Origin of the sequence: Pseudooceanicola antarcticus (assembly GCF_900215355.1) — a bacterium.
Lineage (GTDB): Bacteria > Pseudomonadota > Alphaproteobacteria > Rhodobacterales > Rhodobacteraceae > Pseudooceanicola > Pseudooceanicola antarcticus.
On sequence record NZ_OBEA01000002.1, the window covers coordinates 248,760 to 265,202 of the forward strand.

At 65.0% G+C, this 16,443-nt stretch carries 15 protein-coding genes; 10 read left to right on the plus strand and 5 right to left on the minus strand.

Features of this window, described 5'->3' with window-relative positions; translation table 11 throughout:
- Nucleotides 1-8: 8 nt before the first annotated feature.
- From CRO50_RS05800 to gloB, 3 genes are all read right to left on the minus strand, one after another.
- A complete protein-coding gene (locus tag CRO50_RS05800; protein WP_097144941.1) occupies nt 9-998 on the minus strand; it encodes a M23 family metallopeptidase in 990 nt (329 codons plus the stop codon).
- 188 nt (nt 999-1,186) lie between these two features.
- Nucleotides 1,187-3,520, minus strand: coding sequence for an ATP-dependent Clp protease ATP-binding subunit ClpA (gene clpA / locus CRO50_RS05805; protein ID WP_097144942.1), 2,334 nt, complete (start codon nt 3,518-3,520; stop codon nt 1,187-1,189).
- A gap of 166 nt (nt 3,521-3,686) precedes the next feature.
- On the minus strand, nt 3,687-4,457 hold the full coding sequence (gene gloB / locus CRO50_RS05810; protein ID WP_097144943.1) for a hydroxyacylglutathione hydrolase: 771 nt from the start codon (nt 4,455-4,457) through the stop codon (nt 3,687-3,689).
- Nucleotides 4,458-4,517: 60 nt separating this feature from the next.
- Between gloB and CRO50_RS05815 the strand changes: the two genes are divergently transcribed.
- Nucleotides 4,518-5,279, plus strand: coding sequence for a methyltransferase domain-containing protein (locus CRO50_RS05815; protein ID WP_097144944.1), 762 nt, complete (start codon nt 4,518-4,520; stop codon nt 5,277-5,279).
- A 68-nt stretch (nt 5,280-5,347) separates the two neighbouring features.
- Here CRO50_RS05815 and CRO50_RS05820 read toward each other — a convergent pair whose 3' ends face one another.
- Complete coding sequence (locus tag CRO50_RS05820) at nt 5,348-6,961, minus strand: calcium-binding protein (RefSeq protein WP_143516862.1); 1,614 nt, start codon at nt 6,959-6,961, stop codon at nt 5,348-5,350.
- A gap of 540 nt (nt 6,962-7,501) precedes the next feature.
- On the opposite strand from CRO50_RS05820, the gene CRO50_RS05825 reads away from it, so the two are divergent.
- The 6 genes from CRO50_RS05825 (at nt 7,502) to CRO50_RS05850 (ending at nt 12,999) form a co-directional block, all read left to right on the plus strand.
- Entirely contained in the window at nt 7,502-8,062 is a 561-nt protein-coding gene (locus CRO50_RS05825) for a F0F1 ATP synthase subunit delta (RefSeq protein ID WP_097144946.1), read from the plus strand.
- On the plus strand, nt 8,063-9,601 hold the full coding sequence (gene atpA, locus CRO50_RS05830; protein ID WP_097144947.1) for a F0F1 ATP synthase subunit alpha: 1,539 nt from the start codon (nt 8,063-8,065) through the stop codon (nt 9,599-9,601).
- 17 nt (nt 9,602-9,618) lie between these two features.
- On the plus strand, nt 9,619-10,488 hold the full coding sequence (locus CRO50_RS05835) for a F0F1 ATP synthase subunit gamma (protein ID WP_097144948.1): 870 nt from the start codon (nt 9,619-9,621) through the stop codon (nt 10,486-10,488).
- A gap of 18 nt (nt 10,489-10,506) precedes the next feature.
- Complete coding sequence (atpD, locus tag CRO50_RS05840) at nt 10,507-11,928, plus strand: F0F1 ATP synthase subunit beta (RefSeq protein WP_097144949.1); 1,422 nt, start codon at nt 10,507-10,509, stop codon at nt 11,926-11,928.
- Between the two features lie 12 nt (nt 11,929-11,940).
- Complete coding sequence (locus CRO50_RS05845) at nt 11,941-12,369, plus strand: F0F1 ATP synthase subunit epsilon (RefSeq protein WP_097144950.1); 429 nt, start codon at nt 11,941-11,943, stop codon at nt 12,367-12,369.
- Nucleotides 12,370-12,651: 282 nt separating this feature from the next.
- Nucleotides 12,652-12,999 carry an H-type lectin domain-containing protein gene (locus CRO50_RS05850; RefSeq protein ID WP_097144951.1) on the plus strand — a complete coding sequence of 116 codons (348 nt, stop codon included), beginning with the start codon at nt 12,652-12,654 and terminating at the stop codon, nt 12,997-12,999.
- A 105-nt stretch (nt 13,000-13,104) separates the two neighbouring features.
- On the opposite strand, the gene CRO50_RS05855 is transcribed toward CRO50_RS05850, so the two are convergent.
- The gene (locus tag CRO50_RS05855; RefSeq protein ID WP_097144952.1) at nt 13,105-13,797 is read right to left on the minus strand and encodes a metal-dependent hydrolase; all 693 of its coding nucleotides are present in this window, start codon (nt 13,795-13,797) and stop codon (nt 13,105-13,107) included.
- 89 nt (nt 13,798-13,886) lie between these two features.
- Between CRO50_RS05855 and CRO50_RS05860 the strand changes: the two genes are divergently transcribed.
- Genes CRO50_RS05860 through gatA form a run of 3 tightly spaced genes read left to right on the plus strand, consistent with a single transcriptional unit; the run spans nt 13,887 to nt 16,429 of the window.
- Complete coding sequence (locus tag CRO50_RS05860; protein ID WP_097144953.1) at nt 13,887-14,582, plus strand: ceramidase domain-containing protein; 696 nt, start codon at nt 13,887-13,889, stop codon at nt 14,580-14,582.
- A gap of 31 nt (nt 14,583-14,613) precedes the next feature.
- Complete coding sequence (gene gatC / locus CRO50_RS05865; protein ID WP_097144954.1) at nt 14,614-14,901, plus strand: Asp-tRNA(Asn)/Glu-tRNA(Gln) amidotransferase subunit GatC; 288 nt, start codon at nt 14,614-14,616, stop codon at nt 14,899-14,901.
- 40 nt (nt 14,902-14,941) lie between these two features.
- Nucleotides 14,942-16,429 carry an Asp-tRNA(Asn)/Glu-tRNA(Gln) amidotransferase subunit GatA gene (gene gatA / locus CRO50_RS05870; protein ID WP_097144955.1) on the plus strand — a complete coding sequence of 496 codons (1,488 nt, stop codon included), beginning with the start codon at nt 14,942-14,944 and terminating at the stop codon, nt 16,427-16,429.
- The last annotated feature ends 14 nt before the right edge of the window (nt 16,430-16,443 follow it).

The window sequence follows — 16,443 nt, forward strand, 5'->3', positions numbered from 1 at the left end:
GGCGGGCGCTAGTCGGCGCGGATCTGAACGGCGCCGGTCTTTTGCGACAGGACCTCTCCGTCCCGGATCAGCCGCGCCCGCCCGGTATAGAGCCCCGGCGGCAGTGCCGCGCGCAGGCGCTTGCCCGTGGCGCGATAGAGCCGGGCCTGGTCCTTCTCGAGGGTGAATTCCTGGGACAGCCAGGGCGCATCCGGGGCGGTGATCGCCAGCTCCAGCACATCGCCGTCGCGGGCGCCGAAGACATAGGCCCAGAGCACCAGGGCCGGGGTATCGGCGGGCAGGCTGTCGCGGGCCATGCCGCCTGCGGCGACCTCCTCGAACTCGGGCAGCCGGTCGAGGAACCCCAGGGAGATCAGCCCGCCGGGGTTGTATTCCAGCGGATCGGCCCAGAGCGGATCGCCAAGCGGCGCGCAGCCGCCCCTGCTCTCTGTCGTGCCATCTGGGGCGAAGGGATCGACATCCTCCCCGTCACGGCGCAACGCGATATGCAGATGCGGGAACTGGCTGCGCCCCGAGAGTCCGACGAGGCCGAGTGGCGTGCCGGCCTCGACCAGCTGGCCCTTCTGCACCGCGACCGAGCCCCGGCGCATGTGGCAATACTGGGTGACCCAACCCCCTTCATGTTCGATCAGCACCCCGTTGCCGCAGTCCCGGCCGTTGATCCGCGGGGCCTCGGCCTCGGTATAGAGGCGGTCGATCATGCCGTCGCGGGTGCCCGCAACCCGCCCCGGCGCGGCGGCCAGGATGCGCACGCCGCGCTCCATCTGCTGCTGCGACAGCAACGAGAAATCGGTGCCGCGGTGGCCGTCATAGGTGAGCGGGCCGCAGGTGAAATCCGCAGCACCCGGTCCGGGGTCATGGTCGAGGTAGTTCTGCAGGAAGCAATCCCGCCCCGGCGTGCAGTCGATGGGCAGGGCCAGGCGCGGCGGCTCGGCATGCAGGCGGGGGGCCAGCAAGGGCGTGGCAAGCAGCAGGAGCAGGGGAAGGATCAGGCGCATGCGGGCTCCGGTCTTGGGCGGTCCGGCAAGTCTGGGCGCTGCGCCCGGCGGAGGCAAGGGGCCCGCCCGAGGGCATCCCGGACGATGGCGCCATGGCAGGGGCCCACGCGGGGCCCAAAGCGGGGTGCCCAAAGCAGAAGGGGCGGGGAAAATCCCCACCCCTTCGATCTTGCACGGCTGCGGGCCGGTTACTCTGCGGTCAGCAGGGGCGGCTTGTTGCCCGAGAGCTGCAACTTGTCCGGGCCCTTGATCTGCAGGTCCAGCTCGCCGTTCTTCACCGCGACGCGGACCACGCCGCCCTTGGCGAGCTTGCCGAAGAGAAGCTCTTCCGCCAGGGGCTTCTTGATGTGCTCCTGGATGACGCGACCCAGCGGGCGGGCGCCCATCTTGTCGTCGTAGCCCTTGTCGGCCAGCCATTCTGCGGCGGGCTTGGTGAGCTCGATCGAGACGCCACGGTCCAGAAGCTGGGCCTCTAGTTGGAGGACGAACTTCTCGACCACCTGCAGGATGGTGTCCTTGGGCAGCGGCCCGAAGGAGATCACCGCATCCAGGCGGTTGCGGAATTCCGGCGTGAAGGTGCGCTCGATGGCGGCGGTATCCTCGCCCTCGCGGCGGTCACGCCCGAAGCCGATGGCCGACTTGGCCTGTTCGGCGGCGCCCGCGTTGGAGGTCATGATCAGGATCACGTTGCGGAAGTTCACCGTGCGGCCGTTGTGGTCGGTCAGCTGGCCGTGGTCCATCACCTGCAGCAGGATGTTGTAGACATCCGGATGCGCCTTCTCGATCTCGTCAAGCAGCAGCACGCAGTGCGGATGCTGGTCGACGCCATCGGTCAGCAGGCCGCCCTGGTCGAAGCCCACGTAGCCCGGAGGCGCACCGATCAGGCGCGAGACCGCGTGTTTCTCCATGTACTCGGACATGTCGAAGCGCAGCAGCTCGACACCCAGCGTATCCGCCAGCTGCTTGGCAACCTCGGTCTTGCCGACGCCCGTGGGGCCCGCGAAGAGGTAGTTGCCAATGGGCTTCTCGGGTTCGCGCAGGCCCGCACGGGCCAGCTTGATCGCCGAGGAGAGCGCCTCGATCGCGGTGTCCTGGCCGAAGACCACGCGCTTCAGCGAGCCTTCGAGGTCCTTCAGCACCTCGGCATCGTCCTTGGTGACGTTCTTCGGCGGGATGCGGGCGATCTTGGCCACCACGGCCTCGATCTCCTTCACGCCGATGGTCTTGCGCCGCTTGGATTCGGCCACCAGGTGCTGCGCCGCGCCGGCCTCGTCGATCACGTCGATGGCCTTGTCGGGCAGCTTGCGGTCGTTGATATACCGCGCCGAAAGCTCAACCGCGGTCTTCACCGCGTCATTGGTGTACTTGATGCCGTGATGTTCCTCGAAATAGGGCTTCAGGCCCTTGAGGATCTTCACCGCGTCTTCCACCGAAGGCTCGTTCACGTCGATCTTCTGGAACCGGCGGCTCAGCGCGCGGTCCTTCTCGAAGTGCTGACGGAACTCCTTGTAGGTGGTCGAGCCCATGCAGCGCAGCTTGCCGCCCTGCAGTGCGGGCTTGAGCAGGTTCGAGGCATCCATGGCACCGCCGGAGGTGGCACCGGCGCCGATCACCGTGTGGATCTCGTCGATGAAGAGCACCGCATCGGGATGCGCCTCCAGCTCGGTCACCACGGACTTCAGCCGTTCCTCGAAATCGCCGCGGTAGCGGGTGCCGGCCAGCAGCGCGCCCATGTCGAGCGAGAAGATGACCGTGTTCGCCAGCACTTCCGGGGTCTCGCCCTGGATGATCTTGCGCGCCAGCCCCTCGGCGATGGCGGTCTTGCCGACGCCCGGATCACCCACCAGCAGCGGGTTGTTCTTGCGGCGGCGGCAGAGCACCTGGATGCAGCGCTCGACCTCGTGGCCGCGGCCGATCAGCGGATCGACATCGCCCTCGCGCGCCTTGGCGTTCAGGTTGACGCAATACTTGTCGAGCGCCGATTCCTTGCCGTCGCCCTCGGGCTGGGCCGAAGCGGTGCCCGAGGCGCGCTTCTGCTCTTCCTCGGCGCCGGAAACCGGGCGGCTTTCGCCATAGGCCGGGTCCTTGGCCACGCCATGGGCGATGAAGTTCACCGCGTCGTAACGGGTCATGTCCTGCTCTTGCAGGAAATAGGCCGCATTCGATTCGCGTTCGGCGAAGATCGCCACGAGCACGTTGGCGCCGGTCACCTCGGTGCGGCCGGAGCTCTGCACGTGGATTGCGGCGCGCTGGATGACGCGCTGGAAGGCCGCGGTGGGAACCGCTTCCGAGCCGTCGATGTCGGTGACGAGGTTCGCCAGCTCTTCGTCGACGAACTCGACAAGGGTCTGGCGCAGCTCTTCGGTATCCACCGAACAGGCTTTCATCACCCGCGCGGCGTCGGGTTCGTCTATCAGGGCCAGAAGAAGATGTTCCAGCGTGGCGAATTCATGGTGCCGGGCGTTGGCCAGCGCCAGGGCCGCGTGGATCGCCTGTTCCAGGGTGGTCGAGAATGAAGGCACTGTGGTGCTCCTTTTCGATCTGTGTCGGAGCGGGGGTGGCCCCAGATCCAACCATGGCCTCTTAGTCTTAAAGTTTGGTCGATCCTGACCGCGCTTCAAGGGTTTTCTGCGAACGCTCGATCACATTTACCGGCTTGCTTCGACCGAATCGTCTCGAAACGGCTATTCAGAAGGCGTCCTTGCGGCGGCGGATCTCGGCGAAGACCTCTGCCGGGGTGGCATCGGAGAGGCCGAGGTTCGCTGCAACACCCGGTACATGGGCGCGCAGGAAGGGGTTGGTTGCCAGTTCTTCGGAAAGGAGCGACGGGACAGTCTGCCGTCCTGCGGCCCTTGCGGCCTCGACGGCTTCGTAACGCGATATAAGCTCGGAATTCTCCGGTTCAATCGTGCGGGCGAACTTTGCGTTGGCCAGGGTGTACTCGTGACCCGAGCAGATCGTGGTCTCGGGGGGCAGGGCCGCGAGCTTCGCGAGGCTCTCGTACATCTGCGGGAAGGTGCCCTCGAAGACGCGACCGCAGCCGAAGGCCATCAGGCTGTCGGCGGTGAAGGCGATGCCGCTCTCGGGGAAATGGAAGGCCAGGTGGCCGATGGTATGGCCCGAGACATCCAGCACCGTGCCGCTTTCGCCGCCAAGGGTCAGGCTGTCGCCCTCTTCCAGCGCCACGTCGAGCGCCGGCAGGCGATGCGCATCCGCCGCGCCGCCGTAGATCTTCGCTCCGGGGTAGCTGGCCTGGATCTCGGGCAGGCCCTGGACGTGGTCCGGGTGGTGGTGGGTCAGCCAGACCTGCGACAGTTCCCAGCCACGGGCGTCCAGCTCGGCCAGGATCGGCGCCGCCTCGGGCACGTCGACGAGGGCGGTCTCGCCCGAGGCCTCGTCGCGCAGGAGGTAGGCGTAGTTGTCGGACAGACAGGGGATGGTGACGAGGGCGAGAGCCATGGTCATTTCCTTCGCACTTGCTATTGTTGGTGAGTGAAACCGATTGCGGGACGGCTTGCAATGCACCTGGATGTTCAGGATCTGCGCAATTTCTACTACCGCTCGACCCTGGGCCGGGCGGCGCAGGCCAATATCCGTGGCCGCGTGCTTCAGTTCTGGCCCGAGGCGCAGGGCCAGACCGTGCTGGGCTATGGCTTTGCCGTGCCGCTGCTGCGTCCCTACCTGCCCGACGCCCGGCGCGTGATCGCCCTGATGCCCGCGCCGCAGGGGGTGATGCCCTGGCCCGCCGCCATGCCCAATGTCTCGGTCCTGTGCGAAGAGACTCTCTGGCCGGTCGAGACCGGCCATGTGGACAAGCTGGTGGTGATGCATGGGCTCGAGACCACGGAGCGGCCCTCGGACCTGCTGGAAGAATGCTTCCGCGTGTTGGGGCCGGGGGGCAAGGCGCTGTTCATCGTGCCGCATCGATCGGGGCTATGGTCGCGCTCTGACCGCACGCCCTTCGGCTACGGGCGGCCCTACAGCCAGGGCCAGCTCGAAGCGCAGCTGAAGCGGCACAACTTCCTGCCCGAGCGGCATCAGCACACGCTTTACCAGCCGCCCTCGTCGCGGCGCTTCTGGCGCAAGACGGCACGGTTCTGGGAAAGCTTCGGAGACCATCTTTCGGTGGTGCTCTCGGGCGGCGTGCTGATGGTCGAGGCCAGCAAGCGCGTGCAGGCCTCCAGCGGTCCCGGAGAGAAGGTGCGTTCGGGCTCGGGTCTGCGGGTGCTGGAAGGACTGACCGGCGCCAAGCCCGAAACCGCGAGCGCCCGCAGGAGCTAGGGGCAGGCGGGGCCACCGGCGCAGGGTGGGTGAGACCCACCTTCCGGCTACGGCCCCGCAGTGGCCCCTTAGAGGGCCGAAGCCGCCGTGGTCGTTCCGCCTGATTCCACGATGAAGATATCGTCGAGGGTAATGTCGGTGCCGTCGCTCGCCACGCGGATCGACTGGACCACATCCTCGCCCGAGCCATGCGAGAGCGTGATCTCGACATCGACGTAGCCCGCCACGCCCGAGTCGACGATCTCGACACTGGTCTCGGCCAGGTTGTAGCTGGCGGGCAGCTCCACCTGCAGGATGTCCTCTGTGCCGTCGAAATCCTGGATGACGCCCATGTCGCGGATGTAATCGTCCCCGCTGAGCGCATCGAAGGCGGTCTGGGTCTGCAACGAGCTCTCGGGGAGGATGAAGGTATCCGCGCCCTCGCCGCCATATGCCTCGGCCGAGCCATAGGCGATGATCTGGTCCTCGCCGCTGCCACCGTAGAGGGTCGTGCTCTCGCGCCCGATCAGCGCGTCGTTGCCCGAGCCGCCGTAGGCCGAGCTTTCGTTGTCAGCGATCAGCAGGTCGTCGCCCGAGTCGCCGTGGATAGAGCTTTGGTCGTCGCCGATCATCAGATCGGCCCCGGCCCCGCCATGACCCTCTGCGAGATCCGCGACGCTTATGGTGTCCTCGCCGTAGCCGCCATACATCGAAGAGGCGTTGATGCCGTAGAGGATATCCTCGTTCAGCCCGCCATAGCCCGAGACGGAGTCATCTCCGAAGATATCGTCCGCCCCGGCGCCACCGTAGAGCGAGGCCGAGCCGCCGCCGTCCACGAGGTTGACCCCCAGCGTATCATTGCCGGCCTCGCCGCGAAGATCCGCATAGCCTGCACCATATAGCTGATCGTCACCGCCGCCGCCGCGCCCCTGTGCATCGTCGAAGGCATGGATCTCGTCCGCGCCGGACCCGCCCTTGCCAAAGGCAGAGTCGTAAAGCTCCAGCGTATCGCTGCCCTCACCACCGTAGAGAGAGGACTCTTCCCAGCCGGCCAGGACGTCATCACCCGAGCCGCCGTAGGCGCGCCCGGTGTCATTGGCGCTCAGGGTGTCATCGCCTTGCTCCCCGAAGGTCTGGGCGTCGCCCGCGGGCAGATAATTTGTGGCGCTGTCGTCGATCCCGCGCCCGAGGTAGAGCCTGTCGTTGCCCTCGCCCCCATGGGCCTCGGCGTAGTCATAGGCCGAGAGAACATCGTCGCCGGAGTCGCCATGGAACTGCGCCTCGCCTGCAGCGAAGCCGGCATCACTGCCCGCACCGCCGTAGGCCACCGAACGATCGAGCGCCCCTATGACGTCATTGCCGCTGCCGCCGTAGATCGTGCTCTCTTCGAGCCCGATCATATCGTCGTCGCCCTGCAGCCCGAAAGCTGTCCCGTCGCCGGTGTAGATACCGTGGTCCGCCTCTGCTGTGCCCGGGAGCGGGCCTTCCCGCCCGGTCTCGTAGGTTTCCCAATCCGTGGCTTCCACCTCTTCCCGGAAGTAATCCTGCGCCGGGGTCTCCAGCATGTCGCCGAGGTCATCCTCGGGGCCGGGGGTCTCGAGCTCGTCGTCGCCGGAGGCTTCCGAGGTGTCGTCCGAGTCGTCGTCATCCCAAAGCACGAAGCCGGCGAGCAACGGAAGGATCAATAATGCGAGCAATTCCATGGAGTTAAGGCTTCTTGCAGTGGGGCCGCGATGCGGGACCGGGTTGTATACCTGAGCCGAGCATCATGTTTTTCTGCGGCGTAACAATGGCTTGGGCATGGAAACAGAGTGTTTCGCCACAGTTTTGCCACAAAGTGCCGGATTCTGATGCTAACCCGCAACAGGAGGGGGTTCCATGCGCCTGCGTAGAGCCGCTCGCGCCGCCGCGACGGGGCCAGCGAGAAAACCTGCCCGAGGCTTTTTGCCGCCGAATCTTTGACTAAGCATGAGACCCCTAGCAAGGCAAAACCCAAAAAGGTGAACAAATACTTGTGCTTTGGTGCAGGGGGCCGCTAGGGAAGGGCTCGAAAAAGCGTCAGCTTTCGCTGAACCTACTGAAAAACAAGGCCCTTGGCCGATAGGATAGGTGCTTCAAGCGGGTTGATGGGTGGGGAGGCCTCTGCTACACCCCCACCGATTTTGATGCTCTGCTATGACAGGGCTGCAAACCCCCTGCGCCGGTGCCACGCCCGGACGGGGCCGAAAATCGGAAGGGTGGACGTGTCCGAACCAGCTTCGATCTCCTACGGCATCGCCTCGCGCTATGCTCAGGCCGTCTTCGATATCGCGAAGGAAAACGGCAAGCTGAAAGAGCTTGAAACCAACGTCAAGGATCTGGCCGAAGCCCTGGCTTCCAGCGAAGACCTGAACGAGATGATCTCTTCGCCGATCTATTCGCGTGAAGACCAGGAAAAGGCGATCCTTGCCCTGGGCGACGCCCTGGGTCTCAAGCCCGTTTCCAAGAACGCCCTGGGTCTGATGGCCCAGAAGCGCCGCCTCTTCGCCCTGCCGCAGTATTGCCAGCGCCTGCTGGAACTGCTGGCCGAAGAGAAGGGCGAAGTGACCGCCGAGGTGACCTCGGCCGCGCCGCTCTCTGCCGAACAGCAGGAAAAACTCTCCGCCATGCTCGCCGACAATCTCGGCAAGCAGGTGGCCCTGAACACCGCCGTCGATGAATCCCTCATCGGTGGCCTCGTCGTCAAGGTTGGGTCCCGGATGATCGACACGTCGATCCGCTCCAAGCTCAACTCCCTTCAGAATGTCATGAAAGAGGTCGGATAAATGGGAGTCCAAGCAGCCGAAATTTCTGCTATCCTCAAGGAGCAGATCAAGAACTTTGGCCAGGAGGCCGAAGTGGCCGAAGTCGGCCGGGTGCTGTCCGTCGGTGACGGTATTGCCCGTGTCCACGGCCTCGACAGCGTCCAGGCGGGCGAGATGGTCGAATTCCCCGGTGGTATCATGGGTATGGCGCTGAACCTCGAAGCCGACAACGTCGGCGTCGTGATCTTCGGCTCCGACCGTGACATCAAGGAAGGCGATGTCGTCAAGCGCACCAACTCCATCGTGGACGTTCCCGCAGGCCCCGCCCTGCTGGGTCGCGTCGTCGACGGTCTGGGCAACCCGCTGGACGGCAAGGGTCCGATCGAAGGCATCGAGCGTCGCGTCGCCGACGTGAAGGCGCCGGGCATCATTCCCCGTAAGTCTGTGCACGAGCCGATGGCCACCGGCCTGAAGTCCGTGGACGCCATGATCCCGATCGGCCGTGGCCAGCGGGAACTGATCATTGGTGACCGTCAGACCGGCAAGACCGCCGTGGCTCTGGACGCGATCCTGAACCAGGCGTCCTACAACGCTGCCGCCGGCGACGACGAGAGCAAGAAGCTCTACTGTATCTACGTCGCAGTCGGTCAGAAGCGCTCCACCGTTGCTCAGCTGGTGAAGAAGCTGGAAGAGACCGGCGCCATCGAATACTCGATCGTCGTCGCCGCCACCGCTTCCGACCCCGCGCCGATGCAGTACCTCGCGCCCTACACCGCAACCGCGATGGCCGAGTACTTCCGCGACAACGGCAAGCACGCACTGATCATCTATGATGACCTTTCCAAGCAGGCCGTGGCCTACCGCCAGATGTCCCTGCTGCTGCGTCGTCCGCCGGGCCGTGAAGCCTATCCGGGTGACGTTTTCTACCTGCACTCCCGCCTGCTGGAGCGTTCGGCAAAGCTGAACGAGGACTTCGGTTCGGGCTCGCTGACCGCACTGCCGATCATCGAAACCCAGGGCGGCGACGTGTCGGCCTTCATCCCGACCAACGTGATCTCGATCACCGACGGCCAGATCTTCCTGGAAACCGAACTGTTCTACCAGGGCATCCGCCCCGCCGTGAACACCGGTCTGTCGGTTTCGCGTGTTGGTTCCTCGGCTCAGACCAAGGCCATGTCCTCGGTTGCCGGCCCGGTGAAACTGTCGCTCGCCCAGTACCGCGAGATGGCCGCCTTCGCCCAGTTCGGTTCCGACCTGGACGCCGCAACTCAGCGTCTGCTGAACCGTGGTGCCCGTCTGACCGAGCTGATGAAGCAGCCGCAGTACGCGCCGCTGACCAACGCTGAAATCGTCTGCGTCATCTTCGCGGGCACCAACGGCTACCTGGACAACGTCCCGGTCAAGGAAGTTGGTCGCTACGAGGCTGAGCTGCTCTCCTTCCTGCGCACCAAGAAGCCGGAAGTTCTCGAGTGGATCACCACCGAAGATCCCAAGATCAAGGGTGAGCCCGCAGACAAGCTGAAGGCAGTGCTGGACGAATTCGCAGCTGACTTCGCCTGAGCCTAGGGAGGTAACACATGCCTTCTCTGAAGGACCTCAAGAACAGGATCGCGTCGGTCAAGTCGACCCGCAAGATCACCAAGGCCATGCAGATGGTTGCCGCGGCGAAACTTCGCCGCGCGCAGGAGGCCGCCGAGATGTCCCGCCCCTACGCGGAACGTTTCAACGCGGTCCTCGGCCAGCTGGCATCCTCGGTGGGCGGGTCTGACACCGCGCCGCTCCTGCTGAAGGGCACCGGAAAGGACGACGTGCATCTGCTCGTCGTCATGACCGCTGAACGCGGGCTTTGCGGCGGGTTCAACACGAACATCGTCAAGCTGGCCCGGACGAAGATCGAAGAGCTGAAAGCAGCCGGCAAGACGGTGAAGATCCTCACCGTCGGCAAGAAAGGCCGCGAGCAGCTCAAGCGTAACTACGGTGACAGCTTCGTGGGTCACGTCGACCTGAGCGAAGTGAAGAACGTGGGCTACGCCAATGCCCAGGAGATCGCGGCCAAGCTGCTCTCGTCCTTCGATGAAGGCGAGTTCGACGTGGCGACGATCTTCTTCGGCAAGTTCGAGAACGTCGTCAGCCAGGTGCCGACCGCGCAACAGGTGATCCCGGCCGAGTTTGAAGAAACCGATGGCCCGGCCACCGATTACGACTACGAGCCCGGTGAGGCCGAGATCCTGGAAGAGCTGCTGCCCCGTGGCGTGGCGACCCAGATCTTCGCGGCCCTGCTGGAAAACGCTGCCTCGGAGCAGGGTGCCCGGATGTCCGCCATGGACAACGCGACCCGCAACGCTGGCGAGATGATCGACAAGCTGTCCATCGAGTACAACCGTACCCGTCAGGCGGTCATCACCAACGAGCTGATCGAAATCATTTCGGGCGCCGAGGCGCTCTAAGGAACCGGAGACAACGACATGGCATTGAAAGGCAAAGTGACCCAGGTCATTGGCGCCGTCGTGGACGTGCAGTTTGAAGACGGCCTGCCGGCCATCCTCAACGCGCTGACCACTGACAACAACGGCAACAAGCTGGTTCTGGAAGTCGCACAGCACCTGGGCGAAAACACCGTCCGTACCATCGCGATGGACGCGACCGAAGGTCTCGTCCGTGGCCAGGCAGTGGAAGACACCGCGGGTCCGATCTCGGTTCCCGTCGGCAAGGCCACCCTGGGCCGCATCCTGAACGTCATCGGCGAGCCGGTTGACGAAAAGGGCCCCGTCGCCGCAGACGAGACCCGCCCGATCCACGCTGAGGCCCCGGCCTTCAGCGAACAGGCGACCGAGACCGAGATCCTCGTGACCGGCATCAAGGTCATCGACCTGCTGGCCCCCTACTCGAAGGGCGGCAAGATCGGCCTCTTCGGCGGTGCCGGCGTGGGCAAGACCGTTCTCATCATGGAACTGATCAACAACATCGCAAAGGTGCACTCGGGCTACTCCGTGTTCGCCGGTGTTGGCGAGCGGACCCGTGAGGGCAACGACCTCTACCACGAGATGATCGAATCCAACGTGATCAAGCCGGACAACCTGGAAGAATCCCAGGTGGCCCTGGTCTACGGTCAGATGAACGAACCTCCGGGGGCCCGTGCCCGTGTTGCTCTGACCGGCCTGACCCTGGCCGAGCAGTTCCGCGACAGCTCCGGTACCGACGTTCTGTTCTTCGTCGACAACATCTTCCGCTTCACCCAGGCAGGTTCCGAGGTGTCCGCACTTCTGGGCCGTATCCCCTCCGCCGTGGGTTACCAGCCGACGCTGGCCACCGACATGGGCGCCATGCAGGAGCGGATCACCTCGACCAAGTCGGGCTCGATCACCTCGATCCAGGCCGTCTACGTTCCCGCGGACGACCTTACCGACCCCGCACCGGCGACCACCTTCGCCCACCTCGACGCAACCACCAACCTGAACCGTGCGATCTCGGAACTGGGTATCTACCCGGCCGTTGACCCGCTCGACTCCTCCTCGCGCCTGATGGATCCGCAGATCATCGGCGAAGAGCACTACCAGGTGGCCCGCGACGTCCAGGGTATCCTCCAGCGCTACAAGTCGCTGCAGGACATCATCGCCATTCTCGGCATGGACGAACTGTCGGAAGAGGACAAGCTGACCGTGGCCCGTGCCCGGAAGATCCAGCGTTTCCTGTCCCAGCCCTTCGACGTGGCAAAGGTCTTCACCGGCTCCGATGGCGTCCAGGTTCCCCTGGAAGACACCATCAAGTCGTTCAAGGCAGTTGTCGCCGGCGAATACGACCACCTGCCCGAAGCCGCCTTCTACATGGTCGGTGGCATCGACGAGGTGATCGCCAAGGCCGAGAAACTCGCAGCAGAAGCCGCGTAAGGGGCTGATCTGATGGCAAACACGATGGACTTCTCCCTTGTCTCTCCGGAACGGAGCCTGGTCTCCGGCCCGGTGAGCGAGGCGCAGATTCCGGCAGAGGAAGGCGATCTGACGGCCATGCCCGGGCATGCTCCGATGATCACCACCCTCCGTCCCGGTCTGCTGCACCTCAAGGGGCCGGATGGAGAGGACGATTACGTCGTCTCCGGCGGTTTCGCCGAGATCTCGGCCGAGGGCGTGACCGTCCTTGCCGAACGTGCGCTGCACACCAAGGAAATGACCCAGGAAATCCTGACGGACTGGGTCAAGGAAGCTCACAAGGCCTGGAAGGACGCGACCGACGACAATGGCGTCGCGCGTGCGGGCAAGCTCCTGGCCGACATGGTCGCCATGGGCACCCATATCGGCCTCGACCCGGACCACGCGAACTACATCGAGTGATCCGAAAGAGCATTCGCTTCTCGCAGAGGCCCCGGCAATCGCCGGGGCCTCTTGCGTTTCGGCGCCCGCATTCCGGTGCATGCAGTCCGCCCCGGTCCTCCGGCTCCCGTATTTCGGGGCGGGCGCACACGATTTCTCAATCCTCTCAGGTCTTCCTCCGACAGGGGTTTTGCGCTCTCGCGTGACCGGAACCCTACGGACGCGGATATTTTTTTCGCCGGGGGGCTCCACATTGCCAATTGAAACGATCAGGATGCAGCCAGAGCCAGAAGATCGGACAAGATGAAGAAGCTGACTTCCCATTGCATCGGGGTGGAGGACGGAGAGATCGTCCTTTTCTCCGATTTCCAGGACGAGGGTGAGATGTGGACCGGCAAGGGCCCGCGTGAGCGCCGCCGCAAGGTCTCGTTCTCGGAAAGCTACCTGAGCCCGCCTGCGGTGCATTGCGCGCTGTCCATGTGGGACATGGACAATGCCACCAACCTGCGCGGCGAGATCCAGGCCGAGAACATCACCTGCGAGGGGTTCGAGGTGGTCTTCAAGACCTGGGCCGACAGCCGCATCGCCCGCGCCCGTGCCCATTGGATGGCCATAGGCGCGGTCCGCGCTCCCGGCGATTGGGACGTCTGAGCAGGGGCGCACCCGAGGCAGCCGGGCGCCCTTCATCATCACCAGGCTGAAAATACTCCGGGGGAGTCTCCGGCACGGAGACGGGGGCAGAGCCCCCGCGACCTCTCAAAGTTCTATGGCGTCGAGCACCTCGGGTTCGATCACGTCGACACCGGGCAGCTCGGCCTTCAGCACCTCGGCGCTCTGCTCGAGCAGCGGGAAGGTGCGGTAGTGCATGGGGATGACCGTCTTGAAGTCGAAGAAGGTCTTCGCCGCATAGGCCGCGCGCTTCATGTCCATGGTGAAATGGCCGCCGGCGCAGAGCACGCCGATGTCGGGCTTGTGCAGATCGTTGAAGATCTTCATGTCCGCCATGACGTCGGTATCGCCCGAGAAGTACAGCACCTTGCCCTCGCCCTCGATCATGAAGCCGGCTTCGGTGCCGAGGTAGACCGGCCCATTGGGCCCCTCGGTGGAAGAGGAGTGCGTGGCATTGACCATGGTCACCTTCACCCCGCCGATATCCACCGTGCCGCCCTTGTTGAAGCCGGTGGTCTCGACCCCGAACTTGTCGGCGACGTATTTCATCAGCTCGACCATGCCGAAGACCGGGATGCCCAGCTCCTTCGCCACGGGGCCGACGTCCGAAAGGTGATCGCCATGGCCATGGGTGCAGAAGATATGCGTCGCGCCGGCGATGGCCTCGGCGCGCTTGTCGTCGGGCAGCATCGGGTTCCCGCCCAGGAAGGGATCGAGCAGCAGCACCTTGTCCGCGATCTCGAGCCGGAAAGATCCATGTCCGAGCCAGATCAGTTTCATCTTGAACCTCCAGGTGATTGCGCCGAGCCTGTCAGGGCCCGGCCATTCCGGCCCAGAGCCTAGCGCCCCGACCGACGAAGGAAAGCCCCTTGGACTGGACCCGCCCGATTGATGCCTATTGCGAACGCCTCGGACCGGGGCTCTGGGCCGAGCCCGTCAATGCGCTGACCAACCTGGCCTTCCTGCTGGCCGCGCTCTGGTCCTGGTCACGGCTGCGGGACAGGAGCAGGGGCACGGGCATCGGGCTGGGCACCGGCCAGCTGCTGGCGGCGGTGCTCTTCGTGATCGGCCTGGGCTCGGGTCTCTTCCACACCCTCGCCAACAGCTGGTCGAGCCTCGCCGACACGCTGCCGATCCTGGCCTTCATCCTGATCTACATCTTCGCCGCCACCCGCGACTTCCTCGAGCGCCCGGTCTGGCTGGCAGCGCTGATCGCCGTCGCGTTCCTGCCTTTCGCGGCGCTGACCGCGCCGCTCTTTGCCAAGCTGCCGCTCTACGGGGTCAGCGCGCCCTACCTGCCGGTGCCGCTGCTTATCGCGATCTATGCCGGGCTGCTGCGCCACTGGAAGCCGCAGACGTCGCGGGGATTGTTCATCGGGGCGGGGCTCTTGATGCTCTCGCTCACCTTCCGCTCTGCCGACGAGCTCGTCTGTCGCCAGACCGCCGGCATCGGTACCCATTTCATCTGGCATCTGCTGAATGCGGTGATGCTGGCCTGGATGATCGAGACATGGGCACGTCATCAGGCGCTGCATGTGCTTGCGGGCAAGGCGCGCGGGCGCTAAACCCGACCCGATCCAGAACCAGGAGCATCCGATGTCGATCGACAAGGCAACCGCCGCGAAAGTGGCGAAACTGGCCCGCATCAAGGTGGAAGAGGACGCGCTGCCCGCGCTGGCAGGCGAGTTCAATACCATTCTTGGCTTCATCGAGCAGCTGAACGAGGTCGATGTTGAGGGCGTCGAGCCCATGACCTCGGTCACGCCCATGCGGCTGAAGCGGCGCGAGGACGTGGTGACCGAAGGCGGTCAGCAGGACAAGATCCTGGCCAATGCCCCCGATGCCCGCGAAGGCTTCTTCGCCGTCCCCAAGGTGGTCGAGTAAGACCCTAGCCGCAACGCCCGTTCAAGAGAGGCGAGACGACATGACCGAGCTGAACACACTGACCATCGCCCAGGCCCGCGACGCGCTGAAGGCCGGCGAGACGACTTCGACCGCGCTGACCGAAAGCTGCCTGGCCGCTATCGACTCCGCCGATGCGCTGAACGCCTTCGTCCACAAGACGCCCGAGCTGGCGCTGGAGCAGGCGAAAGCCGCCGATGCCCGTATCGCGGCCGGTGACGCGCCGGACCTCTGCGGCATCCCGCTGGGGATCAAGGACCTCTTCTGCACCAAGGGCGTGCCCTCGCAGGCGGCCTCGAACATCCTCGAAGGCTTCAAGCCGCAATACGAATCGACGGTCAGCCAGAACCTCTTCGACGCCGGCGCCGTGATGCTGGGCAAGCTGAACATGGACGAGTTCGCCATGGGCAGCTCGAACGAGACCTCCTGCTACGGCAATGCCGTGAACCCCTGGCGCCGCGGCAATGACGACACCGCGCTGACGCCGGGCGGCTCTTCGGGCGGCTCGGCCTCTGCCGTGGCGGCAGACCTCTGCCTGGGCGCCACCGGCACCGACACCGGCGGCTCCATCCGCCAGCCCGCCGCCTTCACCGGCATCACCGGCATCAAGCCCACCTATGGCCGCTGCTCCCGCTGGGGGATCATCGCCTTCGCCAGCTCGCTGGACCAGGCCGGCCCGATGACCAAGGACGTGCGCGACAGCGCGATCATGCTGCAGGCCATGTGCTCGCATGATCCCAAGGATTCGACCTCGGTCGACTTCCCGGTGCCCGATTTCGAGGCGGCGCTGACCGGCGATATCCGCGGCAAGACCATCGGTATCCCGAAGGAATACCACCTCGACGGCATGCCCGACGAGATCGACCAGCTCTGGACCCGCGGCAAGGAAATGCTGGCGGATGCAGGGGCCAAGGTCGTCGATATCTCGCTGCCCCACACCAAGTACGCGCTGCCCGCCTACTACGTGATCGCCCCGGCCGAGGCCTCGTCCAACCTGGCCCGCTACGACGGCGTGCGCTACGGCCAGCGCGCCACCCTGGCCGCCGGTGACGGTATCACCGAGATGTACGAGAAGACCCGCGCCGAGGGCTTCGGCCACGAGGTGCAGCGCCGCGTCATGGTCGGCACCTACGTGCTGTCGGCCGGCTTCTACGACGCCTACTACAACCGCGCCCGCAAGGTCCGTGCCCTGATCAAGAAGGACTTCGACGATGTCTTCGCGGCGGGTGTCGATGCGATCCTGACCCCGGCCACCCCCTCGGCCGCCTTCGGCCTGGGCGAGATGACCGAGGCCGACCCGGTGCAGATGTACCTCAACGACGTCTTCACCGTGACGGTGAACCTCGCCGGCCTGCCCGGCATCTCGGTTCCCGCCGGCGTCGACAAGCAGGGGCTTCCGCTGGGTCTGCAGCTGATCGGCAAGCCTTGGGAAGAGGGCGACCTGCTGAACACCGCCTATGTGCTCGAACGCGCGGCAGGCTTTGTTTCCAAGCCTGCGAAATGGTGGTAATCCACCGCGGGTGA